This is a genomic window from Flavobacterium sp. PLA-1-15, from assembly GCF_049060005.1.
Taxonomy (GTDB): Bacteria; Bacteroidota; Bacteroidia; order Flavobacteriales; family Flavobacteriaceae; genus Flavobacterium.
Map to the genome: position 1 here is coordinate 1 of NZ_JBMGQS010000034.1, position 20,131 is coordinate 20,131.

Genomic DNA, 20,131 nt, shown 5'->3' on the forward strand with positions numbered 1-20,131 from the left:
TCTTCCAGTGTTTTCCTAAGAACGTCGCCTTGATTGCGGGTGCAAAAGTACACAAGATTTCCACTAACGCAAGCTTTCTAAACACTTTTTTTCAAAGTTTTTTTCAAATAACTGGAAACGTGGGGTTTGGATATCGAAGTTTTTTGCATGTTTTGGAACCAGGCTGGTCGTATAGAGGCGGAATCGGCGGAAATACCGTGCCCGGGGGATTGGATTGTTCCCAGATGGAGGGTTTTTGAGGGGTGATTTCTGCGCAATTAGGGCGGAATGTTTCCAAAAACACACCCAAAACCTCCTTCCTAGCCCCGATTGCAGTGGAAATCCTTTTGCTTTTTTCTTTAAAAAGGAAAAGATTGTAACGGAAAGTGGGAATATGGAAGAAACAAATGCCCGAATGTTCTGCTCCTAATCGAAGCGAATTGCTTTTATAGGCGAAATTTTTGTTATGATATAGGACGGAATTAATAATACGAGTATACATATTATGATGGTTCCTATATTAAGGAGGAGAATATAGAGCCAATTTATATAGACTGGCGCTTCGTTTACATAATAGTTTTCGGGGTTGAGTTTGACGATGCCGAAATGCTGTTGCAGTAAAATTAATCCTATACCTATTATATTACCCCAAAGTAGCCCGCGGAATATTAGGTGGGAGGCATTGAAGAGAAAAATTTTTCGGACGGTCCAGTTGTTGGCCCCGAGGGATTTTAAAATTCCTATCATCTGGGTTCTCTCTAAAATGAGAACGAGAAGTGCTACTATCATATTAATGGTAGCGACGATGATCATGACGATGAGGATGACCTGGATGTTGATGTCGAACATTTTGAGCCACTCGAATATATAATAGTACTTTTCGATGATGGTTTTGGTGTCGAGTGCTTTTGAGGCATCGGCTTTATTGAATGTGTTTTCGTAAACTTGCTCGCCTATCGTTTCTATTTTATCAAAATCGTTTACGAAGACTTCGAAGGAACCTACTTGATCGGATTCCCATTTGTTCATTCTTTGAATATGACGGATATCGCCGAGAACGAATTTGGAGTCGAACTCAGGAAATCCTGAATTGAAAATACCGGTAATTAGAAACGCGCGACGGTTTGGAAGCTTGTTTGCTTCATCCTTCATAAAGAAGGTGGTGAATTTATCGCCAACTTTTAGCCTTAATCTATCGGCTAGGAATTTTGAGATGACAACTTCTTCGTTTAAATTTTTATTGAGATTAGGGATTCGACCTTCAACTAAATATTCCTTTATATTGTTCCACTGGTATTCCTTCCCTACTCCTTTATATAGTATTCCTTCGAAAGCAGTTTCGGTTCGGATGATTCCCATCTTGGTAGCGACTGCTTGGATGTGGCTAACTTCTGGAATTGAATTGAACTTTGGATAAAAATCTTGATTTGTAGAAATAGGAACCAGACTTACTTCGGATTGATTGTCGTCGTAATTGGAAATAATAATGTGTCCGTTGAAATCGGAAACCTTCTGGCGGATTTTTTGCTTGAGACCGATACCGGTTGCTACGGAAACAATCATCATAATCATTCCGATTGCAATGGCGGAAATTGCAATTTTTATAATTGGTGCAGATATACTACTTTTATGGTTTTTAGCCGTAATAAGTCTTTTGGCTATGAAATATTCTAAATTCAATTTGATATTTTTGCAGATTTGAATTCAAAAATACGGTTTTGGCGTTTAATTTTCGTCAAATTTTAAATAATATAATATTTATCGATCATAATGGTTCCTGATTCATTCCCAAAAACATTTCTCTCTAAAGTCTTTTCTTCTTTACTCCTTATACTGGTAATTGCATCTTGTGGACCAACTAAGAAACTAAATTATTCCCTTCCTGCAGAAACGACGGTTAAAACCAAAATCAAAACGGAAAAATTTCAGACCGGTGCTGACAATGTTGAAAGCTATTTTAAATTGATTGAAAACAAGAAAGTTGGGATTGTAACCAATCAAACGGGATTGATTACTTATGATTCTATTTTTAAAGATGGGTTGTATAAAGAAGGACTTGCGATCAAAACGGAACACATCGTAGATTATTTGGTCAAACAAAAGGATGTTGAATTGGTAAAAATTTATGCTCCCGAACATGGTTTTAGAGGAACGGCTTCAAACGGCGAACTCATTTCGGATGGAAAAGACACCAAAACTGGATTGCCAATTTTGTCGCTATACGGTAACAGCAAAAAGCCAAGTCCAAAACAATTGGAAGGTATTGATGTTTTGATGTTCGATCTTCAGGATGTTGGGGCTCGTTTTTATACCTATATTTCGCACCTACATTACATAATGGAAGCCTGTGCAGAACAAAAGATTCCGCTGATTATCTTGGACCGACCAAACCCGAATGGTGGAATTGTTGATGGCCCGATCTTAGAAAAAGAACATTCGAGCTTTATCGGAATGCACACTATTCCCGTTTTACACGGAATGACCATTGGCGAATATGCCTTGATGATTAATGGTGAAGGCTGGCTTGCAAACGGAATCCAATGCGAGTTAAAGATTGTTCCGTGCGAAAATTACAAACGCGAAATGCCTTACAGCCTTCCGGTGAAGCCTTCTCCGAACTTGCCAAACGACCAATCCATAAATTTGTATGCAAGTTTGTGCTTTTTTGAAGGCACAAACATCAGCCTTGGGCGTGGAACCGATATGCAATTTCAGGTTTATGGCTCGCCTTATTTGCCTTACAGTGGCTTTTCTTTTGTACCCGAACCAAATGTTGGCTCATCAAACCCGCCGTTGAAGGGAATGACTTGCTATGGTGAAGATTTGAGAAATGTGGAAAAAGTAACTCGTTTGGAGCTAAAATGGTTGATCAAAGCCTATCAGGAAAATCTCGACAAACCGAAGTTCTTCACGCCCTTTTTTACTAAACTTGCAGGAAACAAAACACTACAGTTTCAAATTCAGGCCGGAATGCCGGAGGAACAAATAAGGGAAAGTTGGGTTTTAGGTTTGGAGGAATTTAAAATCATGCGTCAAAAATACTTGATTTATTAATTTTTTGCATTTCTGAAAAAATAAGAAAATTTTATCATATCGATTATTCGTTATTGTTGTTCTATTTCCTAAATTAGTAGGAATTATAAAAGAATCTAATCAACTAACACAAATCATATGAAACGAGCAGAAATTATAATGACCTTTATGGATGAACTGAAGAAGTTCATCGGGTTTTTGAACGAAGGCATAGAGAAAGGAATTGAACTTTTCGAACAGGCAAAAATTTGGGTATCCCGAATGATTGAATACCTTGAAATCAGAATCAGAAATTTTGTTGACAGTGTAAGAGGAAGAACTTTAGATTTGATTGAATCCTCAGACGATTATATGTTTGTATAAAGAAGTCCTGCCTTGAGCAGGACTTTTCATTTATAGTTTGATTCTCTTTTTCATCTCTTCTACAATATTATAAGCTGCGGGACAGATTTCGACATTCTTCATAGTAAGATTTGAAATTTGCTGAAACTTTTTCCTGTCCGTGTGTGGAAACTCCCTGCATGCTTTTGGCCGAACATCATAAATCATGCAATAATTTTCATTGTCTAAAAAAGTACAAGGAACACTTTTCAAGACATAATCCTTGTCTTCATCAATTCTCAAATATTGGTCGATGAATTGCTGTGGTTTTTGACGAAAATGTTTGGAAATGCGTTCGATATCCGCCAATGTAAAAAGCGGACCTGTAGTTTTACAGCAATTGGCACATTTTAAACAATCGGTTTTCTTAAACTCATTGTTATGGATTTCCTGCATCACATAATCCAAATCACGTGGCGGTTTCTTTTTCAGCTTATCAAAATACTTTTTGTTTTCGATATGCTTATCTTTGGCTAACTTTTGTAATATGTTGATTTGAGGATTCGTCAATTTGCTTGCTTGATAAAATGGAGTGCAAAATTATAGAAAACTAATCAACAAATAACCCATAACTACATAAACTTACAATGAAAGACCTTTTCGGAAAAGCCATTTTAGATTATCAAACCAATAATGCTCATGAAGATTTGATTACCGAGACTTCCATTTCGGAAGAAGATGTAATGTCGGTGGCTTATTTGTTTCGCTCTTTCGAAGAAATGCCTTTGATTGAAGAGAAAGCGCTGGAACTTGCCAAAGGAAAAGTGCTCGATATTGGATCTGGAGCCGGAAGCCATAGTTTATATCTTCAAAACGAGAAAGGCTTGGATGTGACTTCAATAGATATTTCTGCGAATGCAATTGAATGTTGCAAACTTCGCGGATTGAAAAATGCCATTGAAATTGATGTTTTGGATTTGGATGCTGATGCAACTAAATTTGACACCATTTTGCTTTTGATGAATGGAACTGGAATTTTTGGAAGATTGGAAAAGGTTCCTGCTTTTTTACAGAAATTAAAATCACTATTAAATCCTGGAGGACATATTTTAATTGACAGTTCGGATATCATCTATATGTTTGATGAAGACGAAGACGGTGGAAAATGGATTCCTTCCGATAACTATTATGGCGAAGTTACATTTACGGTTACTTACAAAAATGAAAAGGAGGATTCTTTCGATTGGCTGTATTTAGATTACAACACCTTGCAGAATGCCTGTTTTGATAATGGTTTGAAATGTGAATTGATTGAAGAAGGGGAGCATTTCGATTATTTGGCCCGTTTATCAATAGAATAAATGACCATATTAAAATTCTTATTTAAAATTCAAAGGCATTTTTAGTGTAATACTGATGGGTTTCCCTCCTCTGGAAGCCGGTTGCCATTTAGGTGATTCCCGTAAAACACGGATTAACTCTAAAGCTGAATTAGTTCCTAAATCACGAAGAATTTTTATATTTTTCACTTCTCCTTTCTCATTGACTGTAAATTCAAATAAAATCTGTCCTGGCTTCTCTACAGTTTGTACATTGAAATTTTGAATAACATAGTTGTAGAACTTTTCGATATCACCATCTTGAAATTTAGCATCAATCAAATCACCATTCAAATACACTTCATCTTCTCCTTGAATTTGAGAAAAGCTTAAGCTTGAAAAAAGAAAAAACACCGATAAAAATAGTAGTTTCCTCATAATTAAGGAATATTCAAATATTTATGTGTTTGCAATGAAACCCTCCATTTCGGATTGTTCATCACATAATCAACAATCAGTGGGGTCATTTCTTCTTTTTTGCTCCACTCTGGTTGAAGAAACAAGATTGCATTTGGATTTACTTTTTCGGCTTGTTCTTCGGCAAAAATAAAATCGTGCTTGTTGTGGATGATGACTTTTAGTTCGTGTGCATTATCGTAAACGGTTTGAGTTGGTAATTTTGTTTTCTTTGGTGAAAGACAAATCCAGTCCCAAGTTCCCGTCAACGGATAGGCTCCAGAAGTTTCAATATGAACACGGCGGTTATTGTCTTTCAGTTTTTGCGTAAGCGAAGTCATGTCCCAAGATAATGGTTCACCTCCGGTAATTACCACCGTTTCTGAATACTTCGAAGCATTCTCTACAATCTGGTCGATATGTGTTGGTGGATGGAGCGCGGCGTTCCAGCTTTCCTTTACATCACACCAATGACAACCTACATCGCAACCACCAATCCTGATAAAGTAGGCGGCAGTTCCTGTATGGTAGCCTTCTCCCTGGATGGTGTAGAATTCTTCCATGAGGGGAAGCATTGTTCCTTTTTCGACTTCGGTTTGTATTTCTTTTGGTAACATCTTATTTTTAAAATAGTGTGCAAAGATACGCTTCTTTTTTACAAATGTTTAAAAGATGCCTAAAGTTATTCTTCTAGCCCTGATGGTGCCATTGTCTGAGCTCTTGAAATGCTTGTCAAAGCATTTCAAAGCGAGTGGCTCCAGCAGGAATATGGTTTCTGAAAATGCCCTAACCATTTGCTCCTAAATAAAAAAAACCGATAACGTGGTGTTATCGGTTTTGATTTTATTATTTTAACAATTTCAAAGTGCTTATTGCGGTTTCGTCTGCCGGGTCAATCGCTAAAGCTTTTTGGAAATATTCTTTCGCTTTTACTTTATCGGTTTTGGCAAAGTGGATTCCCAAGTTATTATAAGCTTCAACAAACTTGGTTTTGTTTGCAGGTTTTGCCATTTCTTCTGCACCTTTTTCGGTTACAACTCTGATGTATTCTTCATAATTTTTAACCATTTCTGCTTGTGCAGTTGCATCGTCTTCTAGCAAACTGTTGATACGCGCTTTGAAAATGTAGGCGTCCTGTGTTGTTGGCGAAGCAGCAATTACATTATCGAAAGCAGTGTTTGCTTTTGAAACGATGATTGGGTCGATTTTCTTACCTTCTTCTAAATTTACGTTACCAAAGTACAAGGCATATCCTAGATAGAAATTATCATAAAGGAAATTTCTTGAATTTGGATTTGTAGTCGCTACTTCATAGATGGAAGCTGCTTCGTTATATAATTTCAAGTCGAAGAATTTTTTACCAATATCATTCAATTCGTTTGCCATTGAAGGATCCATTTCAACCCCTTTTTTGATATCTGCAACTCCCGAAGTAAACAATGTTGCGTCAACTTTGCTATCAGTTTTTCCGTCTGCAGCAGTTGTTGTTGTAAGCGATTTGTTTGTTTTTGCCATACCTAAATATAGGTAGTCACGTCCGATTGGTTTTGCATTGCTTTTTGACAAGAATTCGGTTAAAGCTTTGATTGAAGCTTCTGAGTTTTTGTTTTCATAAGCTGAATATCCTAAGTAACGCAAGATTCTTGGGTTTACTTTATCCAATTTTTGCATTTCGTTAGCTTCTTTTTCCAATGCAGCATAATCTTTTGTCAAGATAAGAAAATCGGCATGACGCATACGAGAATCCAAAGAATAGTCGGTCATACTCATGTATTTTTCGTAGTTCTGAATAGCCAATTTGTTGTAAGCCGCATATTGTGCTTTGTCGTTCAATGCCCATAAATAATACGTTTCAGCGATTTCTCTGTAAGCTGGTCCGTAGTTAGGATTTGTCGCCAAGATGTTATCGAAAGCCGCTTTTGCTTCCTTGAATGCTTTTGATCCTTTTGTGATTACTCCCAATTGCAACTTTGCCCTTAGTACTGAATTGTCAGCATCAAAAGAATTACGGTAAGCTGAATAAGCTTCGTTCACATTTCCATCACCTTTATATGCATCACCTAAAGACAATAATACTTGAGCGTCCATCGGTTGGATTGCTTTTGCTTTATTCAATTGAACAAGAGCTGCTTTATAATCTGGTTTTTCGATGTTCATGTAAGCACGACCGATGTAAAGGAATTGCTCGAAATCTTTCTTTCTCATATCGGCAGTAGCCTTGTCAAAATTTGATTTTGCTCCTGCAACATTTCCATTATCTAAATCAATCTGACCTAGACCTATATAGTTAAAAGTACCATCTTTTTTGGCCAACAAACCTTTTTCATACGTTACTTTTGCTGAATCTTCTAATTTTTGTGTCAAATATAAATTTCCTAATACGAAGAAATTCTTTCCTTCATCAGCTTTAGTGCTGATTAGGGTTTTTAAAATCGATTTGGCTTTTTCATACTGTTCAGCATCAATCGCTTTTTTTGCTTGGTCTAAATCCTGAGCATAAGCTCCGGCACCGAAAGCTAGAAAGGCAAGGCTGAATAATTTTAACTTGTTCATAGTATTCTGAATTTATTTATTATTGATAATTTCTGTTCGGACATTCAATTCTCTTGAAGGAATTCTAACAGGCAACAATCCTGATTTAAGAACAATCCTTTGTCCTATATCTCCTGCAACAAAGGAAGCAAAACCCATACCCAATCCATTCGTTCCTTGATAATTTAACAAATAAATAGGACGCTTTAAAGGGTATAATCCTTCTCCAAGATTGTGCTGGCTGGGCTTATAGTAATCTTCGCTGTTAGGTTGACTTTTAACATTTCTGACACTCATAACGGCAATGTTGTCGCTATATTGTTCGGTGTCTGCATAAGGCTGCACCAACAAGTTGAGGCCTATCACCCCAATTGTTCCAGGGTTTTTAGTCACATATTCCAATACTTCTTTATGTGAATTAAGCGAATAAATATTTTTCTTCTGGCCGTTTTTTACTCCTGCCAATGTATTCAAATAACTTACTGTGCTTGAATTAGGGTTTTCAAAGACCAAACCTTTAATTTTACTTTCCTTTTCTTGCAAAATATTAATCACTTCCTGTAAATCAACTAAAGTATCTTTTGATCCTTTACTGGTTACAAATACAATTGCATCAGAAGCAAAATGTGTAATTTTACCTTTAATTTTTTTCTGCTTAAAATAACTTTCTTCAGATGGTGTAAGCTTTCTAGACAAAATTGCAATACTTGTCTTCCCTCCTAACAAATCATTTACTACTTCAGATTCAGACTTGCCAACCAAATTTAGTTTTGCATCGTATTGACTTTGAAAAACCGAAACCTGATCTTCAGTAATGGGCATCAACGTCTGATCAACATAAATTGTAGCGGTTCCTTTTATTACAGTTTCTTCTTGCTCAGCATCATTATTCTTTTCCTTGCAAGCATAAACAACCGCAGAAATGATTGCGATAAAGAGCACTATTTTATAGAATGAAGATTTCATGATTACGTTTTTTAGTTATTTACTTTGAAGAAGGCGAATGAATCGAAGAAAAGAATATACGATGAGTAAAATCCCGAAAGCAATTCTATAACCATCTGTCAATGCAATTGGAAAATTTTCCCAAAAGATAATAATAATCCCTAACACAAAGTAAATTAGAAAGAAGAGTATTCCTATAACGAACAGAAATCGCCCTTTAAGCGATTTCTGTTCTTTTTTATATCTATTTTCTCTGTTATACATTCTTTAATTCCCAGATACAATACTAATTGGTAAAGAATATAAAACCCTAACTGGACGTCCGTTTTGGATACCCGGCTTCCATTTTGGAGATTTTTGTAAAACTCTAATAGCTTCTTTTCCAGTTCCGTAACCAAGATCTCTCAATACTTTAATATCAGTTAACGATCCATCTCTTTCTACTACAAACTGTACAAAAACTTTTCCTTTAAGCTCTTCACCTTCAGGAACTCTATAGTTTTTACCTACGAAATCATAAAACTTTTGAATTCCACCTGGAAAATCAGGTTTTACCTCTACAGCTGTATAGATTTGATTACTGTCTTCAACAATTTTAGAGTCAGTTTGTGGACCGTCGCCAGATGGAGCATCGATAACGATTTTACCATCTTCCTGTCCTTTTACATCTTTAGTTCCTACGTTTTTATCCTTAAGCTCTTCGATTGTCTTAATTTCCTCAACAACCTCTTCTTTTTTAACTACTTTAGGCTTAACGAATTTTACTTCATCAATCTTTGGAGCAGGCGGCGGCGGTGGCGCAGTTGGAGGAATAATTGGCTTAGGCGGTTCAGGCGGTGGCGCTATGTTTGCCATATCAACCATTGTTACCTTCTCTTTCTCGTCTTCGCTATCACTTCCAAAATCAATCAACGGTAAAGCCAAAGCTGTAGCAAAAACAGAAGATCCAATAGCCAAAGCTATCAATGTTGTACGTGGATTTTTTTTGCGGAGTTCATAGGCGCCGTAACTTTTGTTACGCCCTTCGAAGACCATATCAATCCATTTCTGTTTAAAAATATCTAATTTCATATTTATTATTTTATAGAAAAAGTTGCTTAGTCAAACAGAGCTGCTTCTTCTTTAGTTATCTCAACAATCGCATAAACTGGCACTTTACAGATTGCCATTTCATCCAATATGTCAACTAGATTCTTATAATTAGATTTTTCGTGCGCCTTGATCAAAACAATTAATCCCTTTTTGGAATCTCCCATTAATTGAGGCACTGAAACCATCTTTGCAAGAATATCTTTACGTACACCATCTTTGCCATATTTTTCATCTTTTGGCCCTTCAATAGGAGAGTCAAATTGTCCCATATAAGTTTTAACCTTATTATCTGGACCAATCAAGATATTCAGTGTTCTTTCCTGAGCAATTTTAACTGGTTCACTTTTATCATCTAAATCTGGCATAGCCAAATCCATCGATTGAGGCTTTGACAAAGAAGTCGTTAACATAAAGAATGTAATCAATAAGAAAGCCAAATCTACCATTGCCGTTAAATCGACTGATGAATTTTGTTTTTTACTTCTTACCTTGCCACCTTTTTTACCACCTCCACTGTCGCCAGTATCTAATTGTGCCATTTTTTTTCTTTTATATTAAAAATTTTCTCCTCTTAATCCCGTAACCAAATTGAATCTGTTTACTTTCTGTTTTTGCAAAATATCCATGATCTTTTTGATTTCTGGATATTGTTCCTTAGCATCACCTTTGATTGCAAAATTTAATTGCGCTTCATTAACTTCAGCGTTTGCTTCTCTAGCTGCTCTTACCCATTCCGCTAATTGATTATCAATTGAATCGTGCGGAATTCCTTTTTGAAGTCCTTTCTGATTCCTTTCGGCTGATTTCATTGGAAGTAACACTTTCAATTGATTTACAGGAACACCAAATTCATCCATAAGGCTAAATTTAGTTTTCTCATCTTCTGAAAATTGGATATTGTACTTTTCAGAAATAAATTCAAGTGTTTTCATCCTTACTTTCGGCTCTTTAACCCCGAAGAACACTTTTCCACTATCACCGATTGTAATAATTGCCAAATCAGTTTCAGGCAATTTCACTTGTACGGTTGACGATGGCGTTTCTACGGGCAACACTTCTGGTTGTTTTGCAGTAGCGGTCAAGATAAAGAAAGTCAGCAAAAGGAAAGCCACGTCACACATCGCTGTCATGTCGATTGCAGTAGCCTTTTTGGACATTTTTATTTTTGCCATAATTCCTTTTCTAAAATATTATAATACTATTATTATTTCAAACTTCCTCTCATTTTTCTGTAAGTGTTTACCAATGTGGTAGCCGCTTCGTCAATTGAGTAAGTTAAAGTATCGATTTTAGAAGTAAAGAAGTTATACATTACAATTGCCAAAGCAGAAGTAGCAATACCTGTAGCAGTATTGATAAGTGCTTCAGAGATACCTGTTGCAAGAGCTGCCTGATCTGGAGTTCCTGAACTAGCCAAAGCTCCAAACGCTTTGATCATCCCCGATACTGTTCCTAACAATCCTGCAAGTGTTCCTAAAGATACAAGTGTAGAGATGATTGTCAAGTTTTTCTCCAACATTGGCATTTCAAGAGATGTAGCCTCTTCTACTTCTTTGTGAATCAATTCAGAAGCTTCTTCACTTGTGAATCCTTCTTTCTTAACGTCTTGGTATTTGATCAAACCAGATTTGATAGCGTTTGCTACAGATCCTTTTTGTTTGTCACAGTCAGCAATAGCAGCTTCTACATTTCCAGAGCTGATGTTACTGTGAATATTTTTCATGAATTTATCCAAGCTTCCTGTACCAGCAGCTTTAGAAATAACGAAGAAACGCTCGATAGAAAACACAACTACCATCAAAAACATCCCTAACAATGCAGGAACGATTGCTCCTCCTTTATAAACCATACCAAGTGTATTCAATGGATGTCCTTTTTCTGTATCTCCTCCTTCAAAGTTCGCTGGAGATCCCATTAAAAATTTCCAAACCAGAAAACCAATAACAAAACAAGCTATGATTGCTATTACTGTAAATAAGTTCCCACCGTTTGAACCACTTTCTTTCTTCGCTGCACTAGCGTTTGATGCATTTGCCATTTTTCTTTTAAATTTAGTTTTTTAAAAATTTTTGATAATACTTAATTCTAAGTTTGATTAATAATTAATATCAGAACGACAAATTTATATTTTTACACCATATAAAAAAATAAAAAATCCCTTTTTATTGATTATTAACAATAAATTTTGATAACAATAACAGCGTGTTAAATCAATATTAAATCTGATATTTTTAATAATAAATCGATTTCGTAATAAATTATTCAAAAATCAACAATCAGATTATTGATTTGACTTATTTCATTGCCAAAACATCAAGATCGATTATTCTACTTTAATAACTTCATTCTTATTAATTTTATTGTGCATAACAATAATTTTACATAAGAAACAATAGGTTTTCATCAATATTTTCATTCAAAATACACATCAAGTCAAAAACTATTTTATTTTTGTTTAGAAGTAAAGACTAGCAATAATTTAAATCCGAAGCAAAATGTCAAAAAAAGAAACGTTTTCAGCCTATATAAATCAAGGGTATGCTGCTAAAGGCGAAAGCATAATTTTAGGAGGAAGCCTATTGGATGGCGAGGCTATTCCAGATACACATGTAAAAATTCCGCTGAAAACTTTAAACCGACACGGATTAATTGCTGGTGCAACCGGAACCGGAAAAACAAAAACCATCCAAGTACTTTCAGAACAACTTTCATCGTTCGGGATTCCGGTTTTGATGATGGATATAAAAGGTGATTTCAGCGGCATCGCAAAACCCGGAGAAGAACTTCCATTCAACACCGAAAGACATGCCAAAATAACATTGCCTTATGCTCCTTCAGGGTTTCCAGTCGAACTGATGACTTTATCAGCTCAAAATGGCGTTCGACTTCGTGCAACCGTTTCCGAATTTGGGCCGGTGTTGTTTTCAAGAATATTAAACCTCAACGATACCCAAGCTGGAGTTGTAGCCGTAATATTCAAATATTGCGACGACAACAAAATGCCTCTGATTGACTTGAAAGACATCAAAAAAGTCATAAATTATATTACCGAAGAAGGAAAAGCAGAAATCGAAGAACATTACGGTAAGATATCAACGGCAACCACCGGAACGATTCTTAGAAAGATTATCGAACTGGAACAGCAAGGTGGCGATTTATTCTTCGGAGAAATGTCGTTCGATATTAATGATTTGATGCGCATCGACGAAAACGGCAAAGGCTACATCAACATCATCCGCTTGACGGATATCCAAGACAAGCCGAAATTATTCTCGACGTTTATGTTGAGTTTATTGGCAGAAATTTATCAGCAAATGCCCGAACAAGGCGATTCTGGACAACCTGAATTGGTAATATTCATTGATGAAGCGCACTTGATTTTCAACGAAGCCAGCAAGGCCTTGTTGGAACAAATTGAAAGTATCGTAAAACTAATCCGTTCAAAAGGGATCGGAATTTATTTTGTTACCCAGAATCCGATGGATGTTCCGAGTGGCGTATTGGCACAGTTGGGATTGAAAATCCAGCACGCTTTGAGGGCCTTTACGGCAAACGATCGAAAAGCCATCAAGATGACGGCGGAAAACTACCCAATTTCGGAGTATTATAAAACTGATGAAACGCTGACCAATCTCGGAATCGGAGAGGCATTGGTAACTGCTTTAAACGAAAAAGGAATTCCAACGCCACTTGTAGCCACCATGATGCGTGCGCCAATGAGCCGAATGGATGTTTTATCAGAAAATGAAATTGCAGATATCAACAACAAATCGAAACTGGTTCGAAAGTACAGTGAAGTTTTTGACCGGGAAAGCGCCTATGAAATGCTGAATAAAAAACTGCAAGATATAGAAGCCGAAACCAAAGAAGTAGAAGCTAAAAAACAGGAAGAAAAACAAGAACGAAAGGCCGCTTCCGAACCGATGAGCCAAACCACAAAAAGCGTTATAAAAGTACTGACAAGCGCCACTTTTATTCGAGGCATATTTGGAGTACTGACGAAGATTTTTAAGAAGTAAAAGCTTTAAATTCCAAATAACAATTCCCAAAACACAAATAAGCTCAAAATAACAATCCTACTGAAACTAAAAAATTCCAAACTGTTACTCCACGGCAACGGTTTGGAATTTCTATTTACAATCCAAGTTTTGAAGCTTGGAAATTGTTTTTTGGAATTTATATTTTGGAGTTTAACAAAGAAATAATCCTCTCCTCCACTTCCTTGCTGTCCCAAATAGCTTCGATATTTTCCATTTCCAAAACTTGTTTCATAATGCCGTCTTGAAAATCACCCATTGCTAAAGCTTCGGAATAAGGATGCGAACTGAAGGTCACTCTGCTGTATAACGGCATCCATTTGTCTGGGTGCTTTTCAGAGAAATGCTTCTCTATTTTTTTCTGCAAAAGGAATTTCTCATCTGCCGTCTTGGAACTCATTTCCATAAAATTGCGATAGGAAAGTTCTGCAATCGCATCTGTGTTGGGTTTTCTTGATGTTTCATATTCCTTAAAGATGGTTTCCCAGTCGTCGCCATGTTTTGCCATTATTTCACTCAAGACCGTAATATCTTCAAAACCGGCGTTCATTCCGTGACCATAAAAAGGTACAATTGCGTGACAGGCATCGCCAATCAAGGCTACCTTGTCGCCAAATGTCCACGGAAAGCATTTCATTGTAACCAAATAACTGGTAGGATTCTTAAAGAAATCTTCAACCAGATTTGGAATCACTTCTTTAGTATCTGGAAAATGATTGGCAAAAAAGTCTACCAAAGTTTCCTTATCTTTTAAATCCTCGAAAGAGTTCTTTCCTTCGTGTGGCATAAACAGCGTACACGTAAAACTTCCTTCAGGATTAGCAAGAGCCATCAGCATAAATTCGCCTCTTGGCCAGATGTGCAACGAATTCTTATCGAGCTTGTGCGTTCCATCGGCATTGGCTGGAATATGCAATTCCTTATAACCTATCTTTAAAAATTCCTGTGAATAATTGAACATGCTTTGGCGTTGCATTCTATGGCGTACCCTTGAAAAAGCGCCATCGGCACCAAAAACCTTATCGTATTTCAATTCTGTCCACTCACCTCTTTCTGTTTCTCCAATATGCAGGGAAGCCTCTGAAAGACTAACATCCCAAACCTTATGATCAAAGAAAAACTCCACACCTGCTTCTTCTGCCAAATCAATCATTTTCCTGTTGAGCAATCCTCTCGATAACGAAAAAATAGCTTCACCGTCCTTTCCGTAATACTGGTAGTTGAGCTTTTCGCCCGTATGTATGGCGCGTTTGTCCACCGGAATACCAATCTTCTTGATTTCTTCGTCAAGGCCAATATCTCTTAAAGCTTTCCAACCACGGTCGGACATCACAAGGTTTATCGACCGCCCCGAAAACTGAATCTTCCGAATATCAGGACTTCTGTCAAAAACATGAACAGTATGACCCGATTTCTTCAAGTAAATTGCCAACAAAGTACCTACTAATCCGGAGCCGACTACGGCTATTTTTAAGGATTTTTGCATCTAGAAATATTCTAATAGGATAAGTGCGTAAAAATAGGGATTTATAATGTAATAGGATTGTTAAGGTGGTACTAAATTACAATTAGCGCGGTAGAATGAAATAAAAAAACGCGTTCGAAATAATTTCAAACGCGTTCTTGGGGAGGATATATAGGGTTGTTATTTCTTCTTTTTCTTTTCAGAATCGATGATGGCTCCAGTCCCGGCTCCTACTCCAGCTCCGGCCAAACCACCAATAATGGCTCCTTCACCTTTTTTCTTGCTGACAATAGCTCCCGTTGCAGCTCCAACTCCGGCTCCAATTACCGCACCTTTAGCAGTAGAGCTCCATCCTTTCCTTTGCTTTTCGGCCGGGGTAGCGGCAGCTTGGTTCACCACGATCACTTCTTTCTGTCTTGCCTGCTCTCTAGCAATTCGTTCTTGTTCTTTTTGGGCTTCAATCTTCATTGAATCAACAATTTTTTGCTTTGCAATTTCCATTTTCATAGAATCAACAGCGGCCTGTTTAGCATCTTCATAAATTTTAGCTTCGTCGTTTGCATTTCTACAGGAGAACATTGCCAACGCTACTAACGCTACATATAATGCTTTCATAATCGTATCATTTAAAAGTTCATTACAAAGTAACAACGCAATAGCTTGAAACGGGTTACAAAATTTTTTCAAACTTTTACAACATTCAAAAAGTGTTGCCAATAAAAACTACTTTTGCACCATTAGCAATCCTATGAAAAATACCTTCAGCCTGTTTGACTTTTCCCAAAAAGTAAACTACAAAACCGAAATCCTGGCCGGACTCACTGTCGCCATGACCATGATCCCAGAATCGTTGTCGTTTGCAATACTTGCGGGATTCCCTCCCTTGGTTGGGTTGTATGGAGCTTTTATCATGGGAATCGTCACCGCTATCTTCGGCGGAAGACCTGGCTTGATTTCGGGTGGAGCTGGCGCAACCGTAATTGTTTTGATTGCCCTGATGAAATCCCACGGTATCGAATATGTCTTCGGAGCGATTGCTCTTGCAGGCGTTATACAGATAGCCGTCGGATTATTAAAACTCGGTAAATTCATCCGCCTGGTTCCACAACCGGTCATGTTTGGTTTTGTAAACGGATTGGCCATCGTTATTTTCATGTCGCAATTTGAGCAGTTCAAAACCATCATTAAGGGAGAAATCCAGTGGCTATCAGGAACACCATTGCTCATCATGGCAGGTTTGACGGCCCTGACAATTGTCCTCGTAAAAACCTTCCCGAAAATTACCAAAGTCATACCGGCTTCCCTAGCCGCCATCATCATCGTATTTGCATTGGTCATGTTCCTCAACATCGACACCAAACAGGTAAAAGACATCGCGTCCATAAGCGGTTCACTCCCACCTTTTCATATTCCTGATTTCCCTTTGAATTGGGAAACCTTTCAAATCATATTTCCCTTCGGAGTAATCATGGCCGCAGTAGGACTTACTGAAGGCTTGCTTACCCTAAATCTGGTAGACGAAATTACAGGAACAAAAGGAAACAGCAACCGCGAATGCATTGCCCAGGGAAGTGCCAACATCCTCAACGGCTTCTTTACCGGAATGGGAGGTTGCCCTATGATTGCCCAAACCTTGGTGAATCTTTCCGCAGGTTCGAGAGCACGCCTTTCGGGGATTGTGGCCGCACTGACTATATTGATTATTATTTTAGTTGGCGCCCCCGTTATCGAGCTGTTGCCCATGGCCGCACTAACAGGTGTCATGATCATGGTCGCAATCGGTACGTTTGAATGGGCGAGTTTAAAAATCTTCAAACGCATGCCAAAATCGGATGTTTTCGTGATGCTTGCCGTTACGCTCATTACCGTTTTCCTTCACAATTTGGCTTTAGCCGTATTGATAGGCGTCATCATTTCGGCACTCGTCTTTGCGTGGGACAATGCCAAGCGCATCCGAGCCCGAAAGTTCATCGACGAAAACGGCGCCAAGCATTACGAAATCTTCGGACCTCTGTTCTTTGGTTCAGTAACAGGATTTGCCGAAAAGTTTGATGTCCAGGACGACCCACAAACCATCATCATCGATTTCGGCGAAAGCCGTATAGTAGACATGTCGGCCATAGAAGCGTTGAATGCAGTTACGAAGCGTTATCATAAATCGGGAAAAACGGTTTACTTGCGCCACCTCAGTCCCGACTGTATTGCGCTATTAAAAAATGCCGAAGCCATTATCGAGGTCAACATCATTACCGATCCGAGCTACAAGGTATTTGAAAACAAATAACAGCATCAAAACCCATAAAAAAATCTTCCGTCTTCCATCCTCAATCTGAATTCTAAAATCTAAAATCTGCAATCTAAAATAAAAAAGGTCCAGCTTTCGCCAGACCTCTATAATTATTCAATAACATCTTTTTTATCGTCGCCACCGCTATTCCCGCTGCGCAATCGAGCTAAAATTTTAGAAATAGTATACTCATCCTCTTCCTTCTTGCCGGCAAAGAAAATCTTTCCAGCCTCCGCAACAGCACTGATATACTCATAAAGCGCCGCATATTCTCCCTTGTTATCAGAAGTCAGTTTCTTTCTCGCATTAATAAATTCATTTTGCGACACATTCAAAGCAAGCAAGCTATCCTTCTTCGAACGCAATACACTAACATAATGAGTATCCAAACCTTTAACCTCAAGAACAGAACTATGATCCTTAACATACTGGATAACATCCTCAAGACCCTTGCAAGCCCCCTCAACATTACCATTTTTCAAATCCTTACGAACAGCACTCAAGACCTTCACGCCAAGTTTCGCCCTTCTCAAGTAATAAGCCAAATACTCCAAATCAGCAGTCGTCGCGCCCGTTTCAAGATACAGCTTTTGCGTCACCTGCTTTTGCCTCTCCGTTTTCACCAGCGAACTCTCCAATACGTCAACCTTTGCCAACTGCGCCTCAAACGCAGCCTCATAAGCCGGCGTCAGCTCCCTAAACCTTACTTCCATAAGCTTTAGATGAAGCTTAAAACTCGTCAATAAAAACGTACCTCCGGGAACATATTCCTCCAGAGTAAAACCCCTTTTTTTCATACAATATTAGTTTTAAATTAAAAATTCGGCTCATAGGGGTTTTTTAATAAAAATTTTTACTCATTTAAGAATTCAATGCAAAATAGCAAATAAATATATTACTTCAACAACCAATTAAACAATTTTATAAAACAAACCAATTTTTAAAGTTAAATACCAAATCAACATCCAGCAAAGCACTTCCAAACAGAAACACCACAAAACAAAAAAAGCCGTGATCACTCACAGCTTTTATAATTGTTCACAAACATCTTAATTACAACCGAAAAAACAGCAACGACACAACCACCATAATAGCCAAAAGTCCCAAGGCATTAATAGCTGTGAGAAAACCATAGCCCTCAAACCGCTTCTGCAAAACCATAACCGCAGGAACAATTAGCAAATTTGCCGAAACAGTAAAAGGCAAAACCAAATATCCCCATCCCATCGGTCCCCCAGCTGTTCGAATAATCCCAATCGTAGCATACAAAAAATAAATATTCGCTACTAAAATCAGAATCGCTATTGCTTTATGAAGTGTTTTCAAATTATAAAATAATTAAATGTTAACCTTAATTATTATTAAGATGCTCTAATGCTAATTGGCTATTGACATGCAAGTTCGCCTTTAAAGCGTATAATCTACCTATACCTAATCCCTTATGCTCCAATTGCCTGATTTCGCCATTCCTTTTGCGGTTAATCTCATCTATCTACTTTTTAAATTAAAATACGGTTCGTTAGTTGACAAACTCTCCCAAACCTACCCCGCATTCCCATCAAATTTTTACGATTTTCCACATCCAAAAATTTTAACCAAAACAAACTTAACAAATTAACTACACTATTCAATCAGTGTTTCCCCTATATTTCATCTTCCCATACCACACCCCAGCACTACCGCACCATCCCCCGGCATTTCTCCTGCGCCCTTAGCATTTTCCCACAGCCCCCAGAGCTGCCCCACCGTCCCCCAAGAAAACCACACCATCCCCCAGCATTTTCCCGCAGCCCTCAGCGTTCCGCCTCGTCCCCCAGAGCTGCCCCACTGTCCCCCAACAAAACCGCACCATCCCCCAGCGTTCCTCCGCAGCCCTTAGCATTTTCCCTCGTCCCCCAGCGCTGCCACACCGTCCCCCAGCATTTCCCCTCAGCCCCCAGAGTTCCGCCGTGTCCCCCAGAGCTACCCCACCGCCCCCAAGCACAAAAACACACCCCCTCAACACTCATTTAAACAAAAAAACACCTACAAATCAACATAACATAATACACACCCTGCCACAATAATTATTACATTTGAGCAACAACTTAAGAACTCCAACAATGAAAAAAACAACTACTCTATTGCTCGCATTCGTAATCTTCGGCATCACCTCCTGCAGTCCCGATAAACTAATTGAAAGCGCAACAGACTGCCTTTTCGAGTCGGCACTTGTACTTATCGACCACACCAAGGCAACCGAAGATCCTAAAAAAGTAACTTTTGAAATTACCTACGGAGGAGAGAAAAACCTAGACGAAAACATAAAATGGGATTTTGGCGATGGCACTCCAGTTCAAACACTAACCGGAACAACTGCCACTCATACCTACACAACAGCAGGCTCATATACCGCCAAGGCTGTAGTAACACTAAACGGAGGAAAATGCTCCTACGACAAACACAATACCGTAGACATCGAATAAACCAACAATATCATAAAAAAAAAGGGTTCAGCAAATGCTGAACCCTTTTCTTATAACTGATTTTGCAGAGAGGAAGGGATTCGAACCCTCGATACAGTTACCCATATACTAGCTTTCCAGGCTAGCTCCTTCAACCACTCGGACACCTCTCTATTAATTTCCGCGTGCAAAGAACAAAAAAAAATATCAGTTAACGAAAT

At 38.1% G+C, this 20,131-nt stretch carries 21 protein-coding genes and 1 tRNA gene; 7 read left to right on the forward strand and 15 right to left on the reverse strand.

Annotated features, from left to right (window positions below):
• Positions 1 to 239, forward strand: a 239-nt coding sequence (locus ACI6PS_RS14575) for a hypothetical protein (RefSeq protein WP_421013308.1), incomplete at its 5' end; no start/stop codon positions are given.
• A 166-nt stretch (positions 240 to 405) separates the two neighbouring features.
• Here the strand turns inward: ACI6PS_RS14575 and ACI6PS_RS14580 are convergent.
• Positions 406 to 1,659, reverse strand: a complete 1,254-nt coding sequence (locus ACI6PS_RS14580; protein WP_421013309.1) for an ABC transporter permease — start codon at positions 1,657 to 1,659, stop codon at positions 406 to 408.
• Positions 1,660 to 1,749: 90 nt separating this feature from the next.
• On the opposite strand from ACI6PS_RS14580, the gene ACI6PS_RS14585 reads away from it, so the two are divergent.
• Both ACI6PS_RS14585 and ACI6PS_RS14590 read left to right on the forward strand, forming a co-directional pair.
• Positions 1,750 to 3,033, forward strand: coding sequence for an exo-beta-N-acetylmuramidase NamZ domain-containing protein (locus ACI6PS_RS14585; protein ID WP_421013310.1), 1,284 nt, complete (start codon positions 1,750 to 1,752; stop codon positions 3,031 to 3,033).
• A 117-nt stretch (positions 3,034 to 3,150) separates the two neighbouring features.
• A complete protein-coding gene (locus tag ACI6PS_RS14590; RefSeq protein WP_421013311.1) occupies positions 3,151 to 3,375 on the forward strand; it encodes a hypothetical protein in 225 nt (74 codons plus the stop codon).
• Positions 3,376 to 3,405: 30 nt separating this feature from the next.
• Here the strand turns inward: ACI6PS_RS14590 and ACI6PS_RS14595 are convergent, their stop codons facing one another.
• Complete coding sequence (locus tag ACI6PS_RS14595; RefSeq protein WP_421013312.1) at positions 3,406 to 3,903, reverse strand: YkgJ family cysteine cluster protein; 498 nt, start codon at positions 3,901 to 3,903, stop codon at positions 3,406 to 3,408.
• A gap of 77 nt (positions 3,904 to 3,980) precedes the next feature.
• Between ACI6PS_RS14595 and ACI6PS_RS14600 the strand changes: the two genes are divergently transcribed.
• Positions 3,981 to 4,694: a class I SAM-dependent methyltransferase gene (locus ACI6PS_RS14600; RefSeq protein WP_421013313.1), complete on the forward strand. Its 714-nt coding sequence runs from the start codon at positions 3,981 to 3,983 to the stop codon at positions 4,692 to 4,694.
• Positions 4,695 to 4,712: 18 nt separating this feature from the next.
• Here the strand turns inward: ACI6PS_RS14600 and ACI6PS_RS14605 are convergent, their stop codons facing one another.
• The 8 genes from ACI6PS_RS14605 to ACI6PS_RS14640 all read right to left on the reverse strand — a co-directional run bounded on the left by ACI6PS_RS14605 (position 4,713) and on the right by ACI6PS_RS14640 (position 11,715).
• On the reverse strand, positions 4,713 to 5,090 hold the full coding sequence (locus ACI6PS_RS14605; RefSeq protein ID WP_421013314.1) for an energy transducer TonB: 378 nt from the start codon (positions 5,088 to 5,090) through the stop codon (positions 4,713 to 4,715).
• 2 nt (positions 5,091 to 5,092) lie between these two features.
• Positions 5,093 to 5,725, reverse strand: coding sequence for a 7-carboxy-7-deazaguanine synthase QueE (locus tag ACI6PS_RS14610; RefSeq protein ID WP_421013315.1), 633 nt, complete (start codon positions 5,723 to 5,725; stop codon positions 5,093 to 5,095).
• A gap of 229 nt (positions 5,726 to 5,954) precedes the next feature.
• A complete protein-coding gene (locus ACI6PS_RS14615; protein ID WP_421013316.1) occupies positions 5,955 to 7,661 on the reverse strand; it encodes a hypothetical protein in 1,707 nt (568 codons plus the stop codon).
• Positions 7,662 to 7,673: 12 nt separating this feature from the next.
• The gene (locus ACI6PS_RS14620) at positions 7,674 to 8,606 is read right to left on the reverse strand and encodes a PstS family phosphate ABC transporter substrate-binding protein (RefSeq protein WP_421013317.1); all 933 of its coding nucleotides are present in this window, start codon (positions 8,604 to 8,606) and stop codon (positions 7,674 to 7,676) included.
• 246 nt (positions 8,607 to 8,852) lie between these two features.
• Positions 8,853 to 9,656 (reverse strand): energy transducer TonB, encoded by an 804-nt coding sequence (locus tag ACI6PS_RS14625; protein WP_421013318.1) that lies wholly within the window; start codon positions 9,654 to 9,656, stop codon positions 8,853 to 8,855.
• Between the two features lie 26 nt (positions 9,657 to 9,682).
• A complete protein-coding gene (locus ACI6PS_RS14630; RefSeq protein ID WP_421013319.1) occupies positions 9,683 to 10,216 on the reverse strand; it encodes an ExbD/TolR family protein in 534 nt (177 codons plus the stop codon).
• 15 nt (positions 10,217 to 10,231) lie between these two features.
• The gene (locus ACI6PS_RS14635) at positions 10,232 to 10,849 is read right to left on the reverse strand and encodes an ExbD/TolR family protein (RefSeq protein ID WP_421013320.1); all 618 of its coding nucleotides are present in this window, start codon (positions 10,847 to 10,849) and stop codon (positions 10,232 to 10,234) included.
• A gap of 32 nt (positions 10,850 to 10,881) precedes the next feature.
• On the reverse strand, positions 10,882 to 11,715 hold the full coding sequence (locus ACI6PS_RS14640) for a MotA/TolQ/ExbB proton channel family protein (RefSeq protein WP_421013321.1): 834 nt from the start codon (positions 11,713 to 11,715) through the stop codon (positions 10,882 to 10,884).
• Between the two features lie 457 nt (positions 11,716 to 12,172).
• Here ACI6PS_RS14640 and ACI6PS_RS14645 point away from each other — a divergent pair, with 457 nt between their 5' ends.
• Positions 12,173 to 13,696: a helicase HerA-like domain-containing protein gene (locus tag ACI6PS_RS14645; protein ID WP_421013322.1), complete on the forward strand. Its 1,524-nt coding sequence runs from the start codon at positions 12,173 to 12,175 to the stop codon at positions 13,694 to 13,696.
• A 157-nt stretch (positions 13,697 to 13,853) separates the two neighbouring features.
• On the opposite strand, the gene ACI6PS_RS14650 is transcribed toward ACI6PS_RS14645, so the two are convergent.
• Positions 13,854 to 15,200 carry an FAD-dependent oxidoreductase gene (locus ACI6PS_RS14650; protein ID WP_421013323.1) on the reverse strand — a complete coding sequence of 449 codons (1,347 nt, stop codon included), beginning with the start codon at positions 15,198 to 15,200 and terminating at the stop codon, positions 13,854 to 13,856.
• Positions 15,201 to 15,359: 159 nt separating this feature from the next.
• Positions 15,360 to 15,794 (reverse strand): YMGG-like glycine zipper-containing protein, encoded by a 435-nt coding sequence (locus ACI6PS_RS14655; RefSeq protein WP_421013324.1) that lies wholly within the window; start codon positions 15,792 to 15,794, stop codon positions 15,360 to 15,362.
• Positions 15,795 to 15,927: 133 nt separating this feature from the next.
• On the opposite strand from ACI6PS_RS14655, the gene ACI6PS_RS14660 reads away from it, so the two are divergent.
• Entirely contained in the window at positions 15,928 to 17,463 is a 1,536-nt protein-coding gene (locus ACI6PS_RS14660; RefSeq protein ID WP_421013325.1) for a SulP family inorganic anion transporter, read from the forward strand.
• A gap of 113 nt (positions 17,464 to 17,576) precedes the next feature.
• Here ACI6PS_RS14660 and ACI6PS_RS14665 read toward each other — a convergent pair whose 3' ends face one another.
• Both ACI6PS_RS14665 and ACI6PS_RS14670 read right to left on the reverse strand, forming a co-directional pair.
• The gene (locus tag ACI6PS_RS14665) at positions 17,577 to 18,263 is read right to left on the reverse strand and encodes a hypothetical protein (protein ID WP_421013326.1); all 687 of its coding nucleotides are present in this window, start codon (positions 18,261 to 18,263) and stop codon (positions 17,577 to 17,579) included.
• Positions 18,264 to 18,519: 256 nt separating this feature from the next.
• Positions 18,520 to 18,792 (reverse strand): hypothetical protein, encoded by a 273-nt coding sequence (locus ACI6PS_RS14670; RefSeq protein WP_421013327.1) that lies wholly within the window; start codon positions 18,790 to 18,792, stop codon positions 18,520 to 18,522.
• Between the two features lie 776 nt (positions 18,793 to 19,568).
• Between ACI6PS_RS14670 and ACI6PS_RS14675 the strand changes: the two genes are divergently transcribed.
• On the forward strand, positions 19,569 to 19,931 hold the full coding sequence (locus ACI6PS_RS14675) for a PKD domain-containing protein (RefSeq protein WP_421013328.1): 363 nt from the start codon (positions 19,569 to 19,571) through the stop codon (positions 19,929 to 19,931).
• Between the two features lie 65 nt (positions 19,932 to 19,996).
• Here ACI6PS_RS14675 and ACI6PS_RS14680 read toward each other — a convergent pair.
• Positions 19,997 to 20,083, reverse strand: a tRNA-Ser gene (locus ACI6PS_RS14680).
• Between the last annotated feature and the right edge of the window lie 48 nt (positions 20,084 to 20,131).

Bases quoted from the DNA above. Each gene is read 5' to 3' on its own strand.
- ACI6PS_RS14585 (WP_421013310.1), top strand. From the start codon at position 1,750: ATGGTTCCTGATTCATTCCCAAAAACATTTCTCTCTAAAGTCTTTTCT.
- ACI6PS_RS14590 (WP_421013311.1), top strand. From the start codon at position 3,151: ATGAAACGAGCAGAAATTATAATGACCTTTATGGATGAACTGAAGAAG.
- ACI6PS_RS14600 (WP_421013313.1), top strand. From the start codon at position 3,981: ATGAAAGACCTTTTCGGAAAAGCCATTTTAGATTATCAAACCAATAAT.
- ACI6PS_RS14605 (WP_421013314.1), bottom strand. From the start codon at position 5,090: ATGAGGAAACTACTATTTTTATCGGTGTTTTTTCTTTTTTCAAGCTTA.
- ACI6PS_RS14610 (WP_421013315.1), bottom strand. From the start codon at position 5,725: ATGTTACCAAAAGAAATACAAACCGAAGTCGAAAAAGGAACAATGCTT.
- ACI6PS_RS14615 (WP_421013316.1), bottom strand. From the start codon at position 7,661: ATGAACAAGTTAAAATTATTCAGCCTTGCCTTTCTAGCTTTCGGTGCC.
- ACI6PS_RS14620 (WP_421013317.1), bottom strand. From the start codon at position 8,606: ATGAAATCTTCATTCTATAAAATAGTGCTCTTTATCGCAATCATTTCT.
- ACI6PS_RS14625 (WP_421013318.1), bottom strand. From the start codon at position 9,656: ATGAAATTAGATATTTTTAAACAGAAATGGATTGATATGGTCTTCGAA.
- ACI6PS_RS14630 (WP_421013319.1), bottom strand. From the start codon at position 10,216: ATGGCACAATTAGATACTGGCGACAGTGGAGGTGGTAAAAAAGGTGGC.
- ACI6PS_RS14635 (WP_421013320.1), bottom strand. From the start codon at position 10,849: ATGGCAAAAATAAAAATGTCCAAAAAGGCTACTGCAATCGACATGACA.
- ACI6PS_RS14640 (WP_421013321.1), bottom strand. From the start codon at position 11,715: ATGGCAAATGCATCAAACGCTAGTGCAGCGAAGAAAGAAAGTGGTTCA.
- ACI6PS_RS14645 (WP_421013322.1), top strand. From the start codon at position 12,173: ATGTCAAAAAAAGAAACGTTTTCAGCCTATATAAATCAAGGGTATGCT.
- ACI6PS_RS14650 (WP_421013323.1), bottom strand. From the start codon at position 15,200: ATGCAAAAATCCTTAAAAATAGCCGTAGTCGGCTCCGGATTAGTAGGT.
- ACI6PS_RS14655 (WP_421013324.1), bottom strand. From the start codon at position 15,794: ATGAAAGCATTATATGTAGCGTTAGTAGCGTTGGCAATGTTCTCCTGT.
- ACI6PS_RS14660 (WP_421013325.1), top strand. From the start codon at position 15,928: ATGAAAAATACCTTCAGCCTGTTTGACTTTTCCCAAAAAGTAAACTAC.
- ACI6PS_RS14665 (WP_421013326.1), bottom strand. From the start codon at position 18,263: ATGAAAAAAAGGGGTTTTACTCTGGAGGAATATGTTCCCGGAGGTACG.
- ACI6PS_RS14675 (WP_421013328.1), top strand. From the start codon at position 19,569: ATGAAAAAAACAACTACTCTATTGCTCGCATTCGTAATCTTCGGCATC.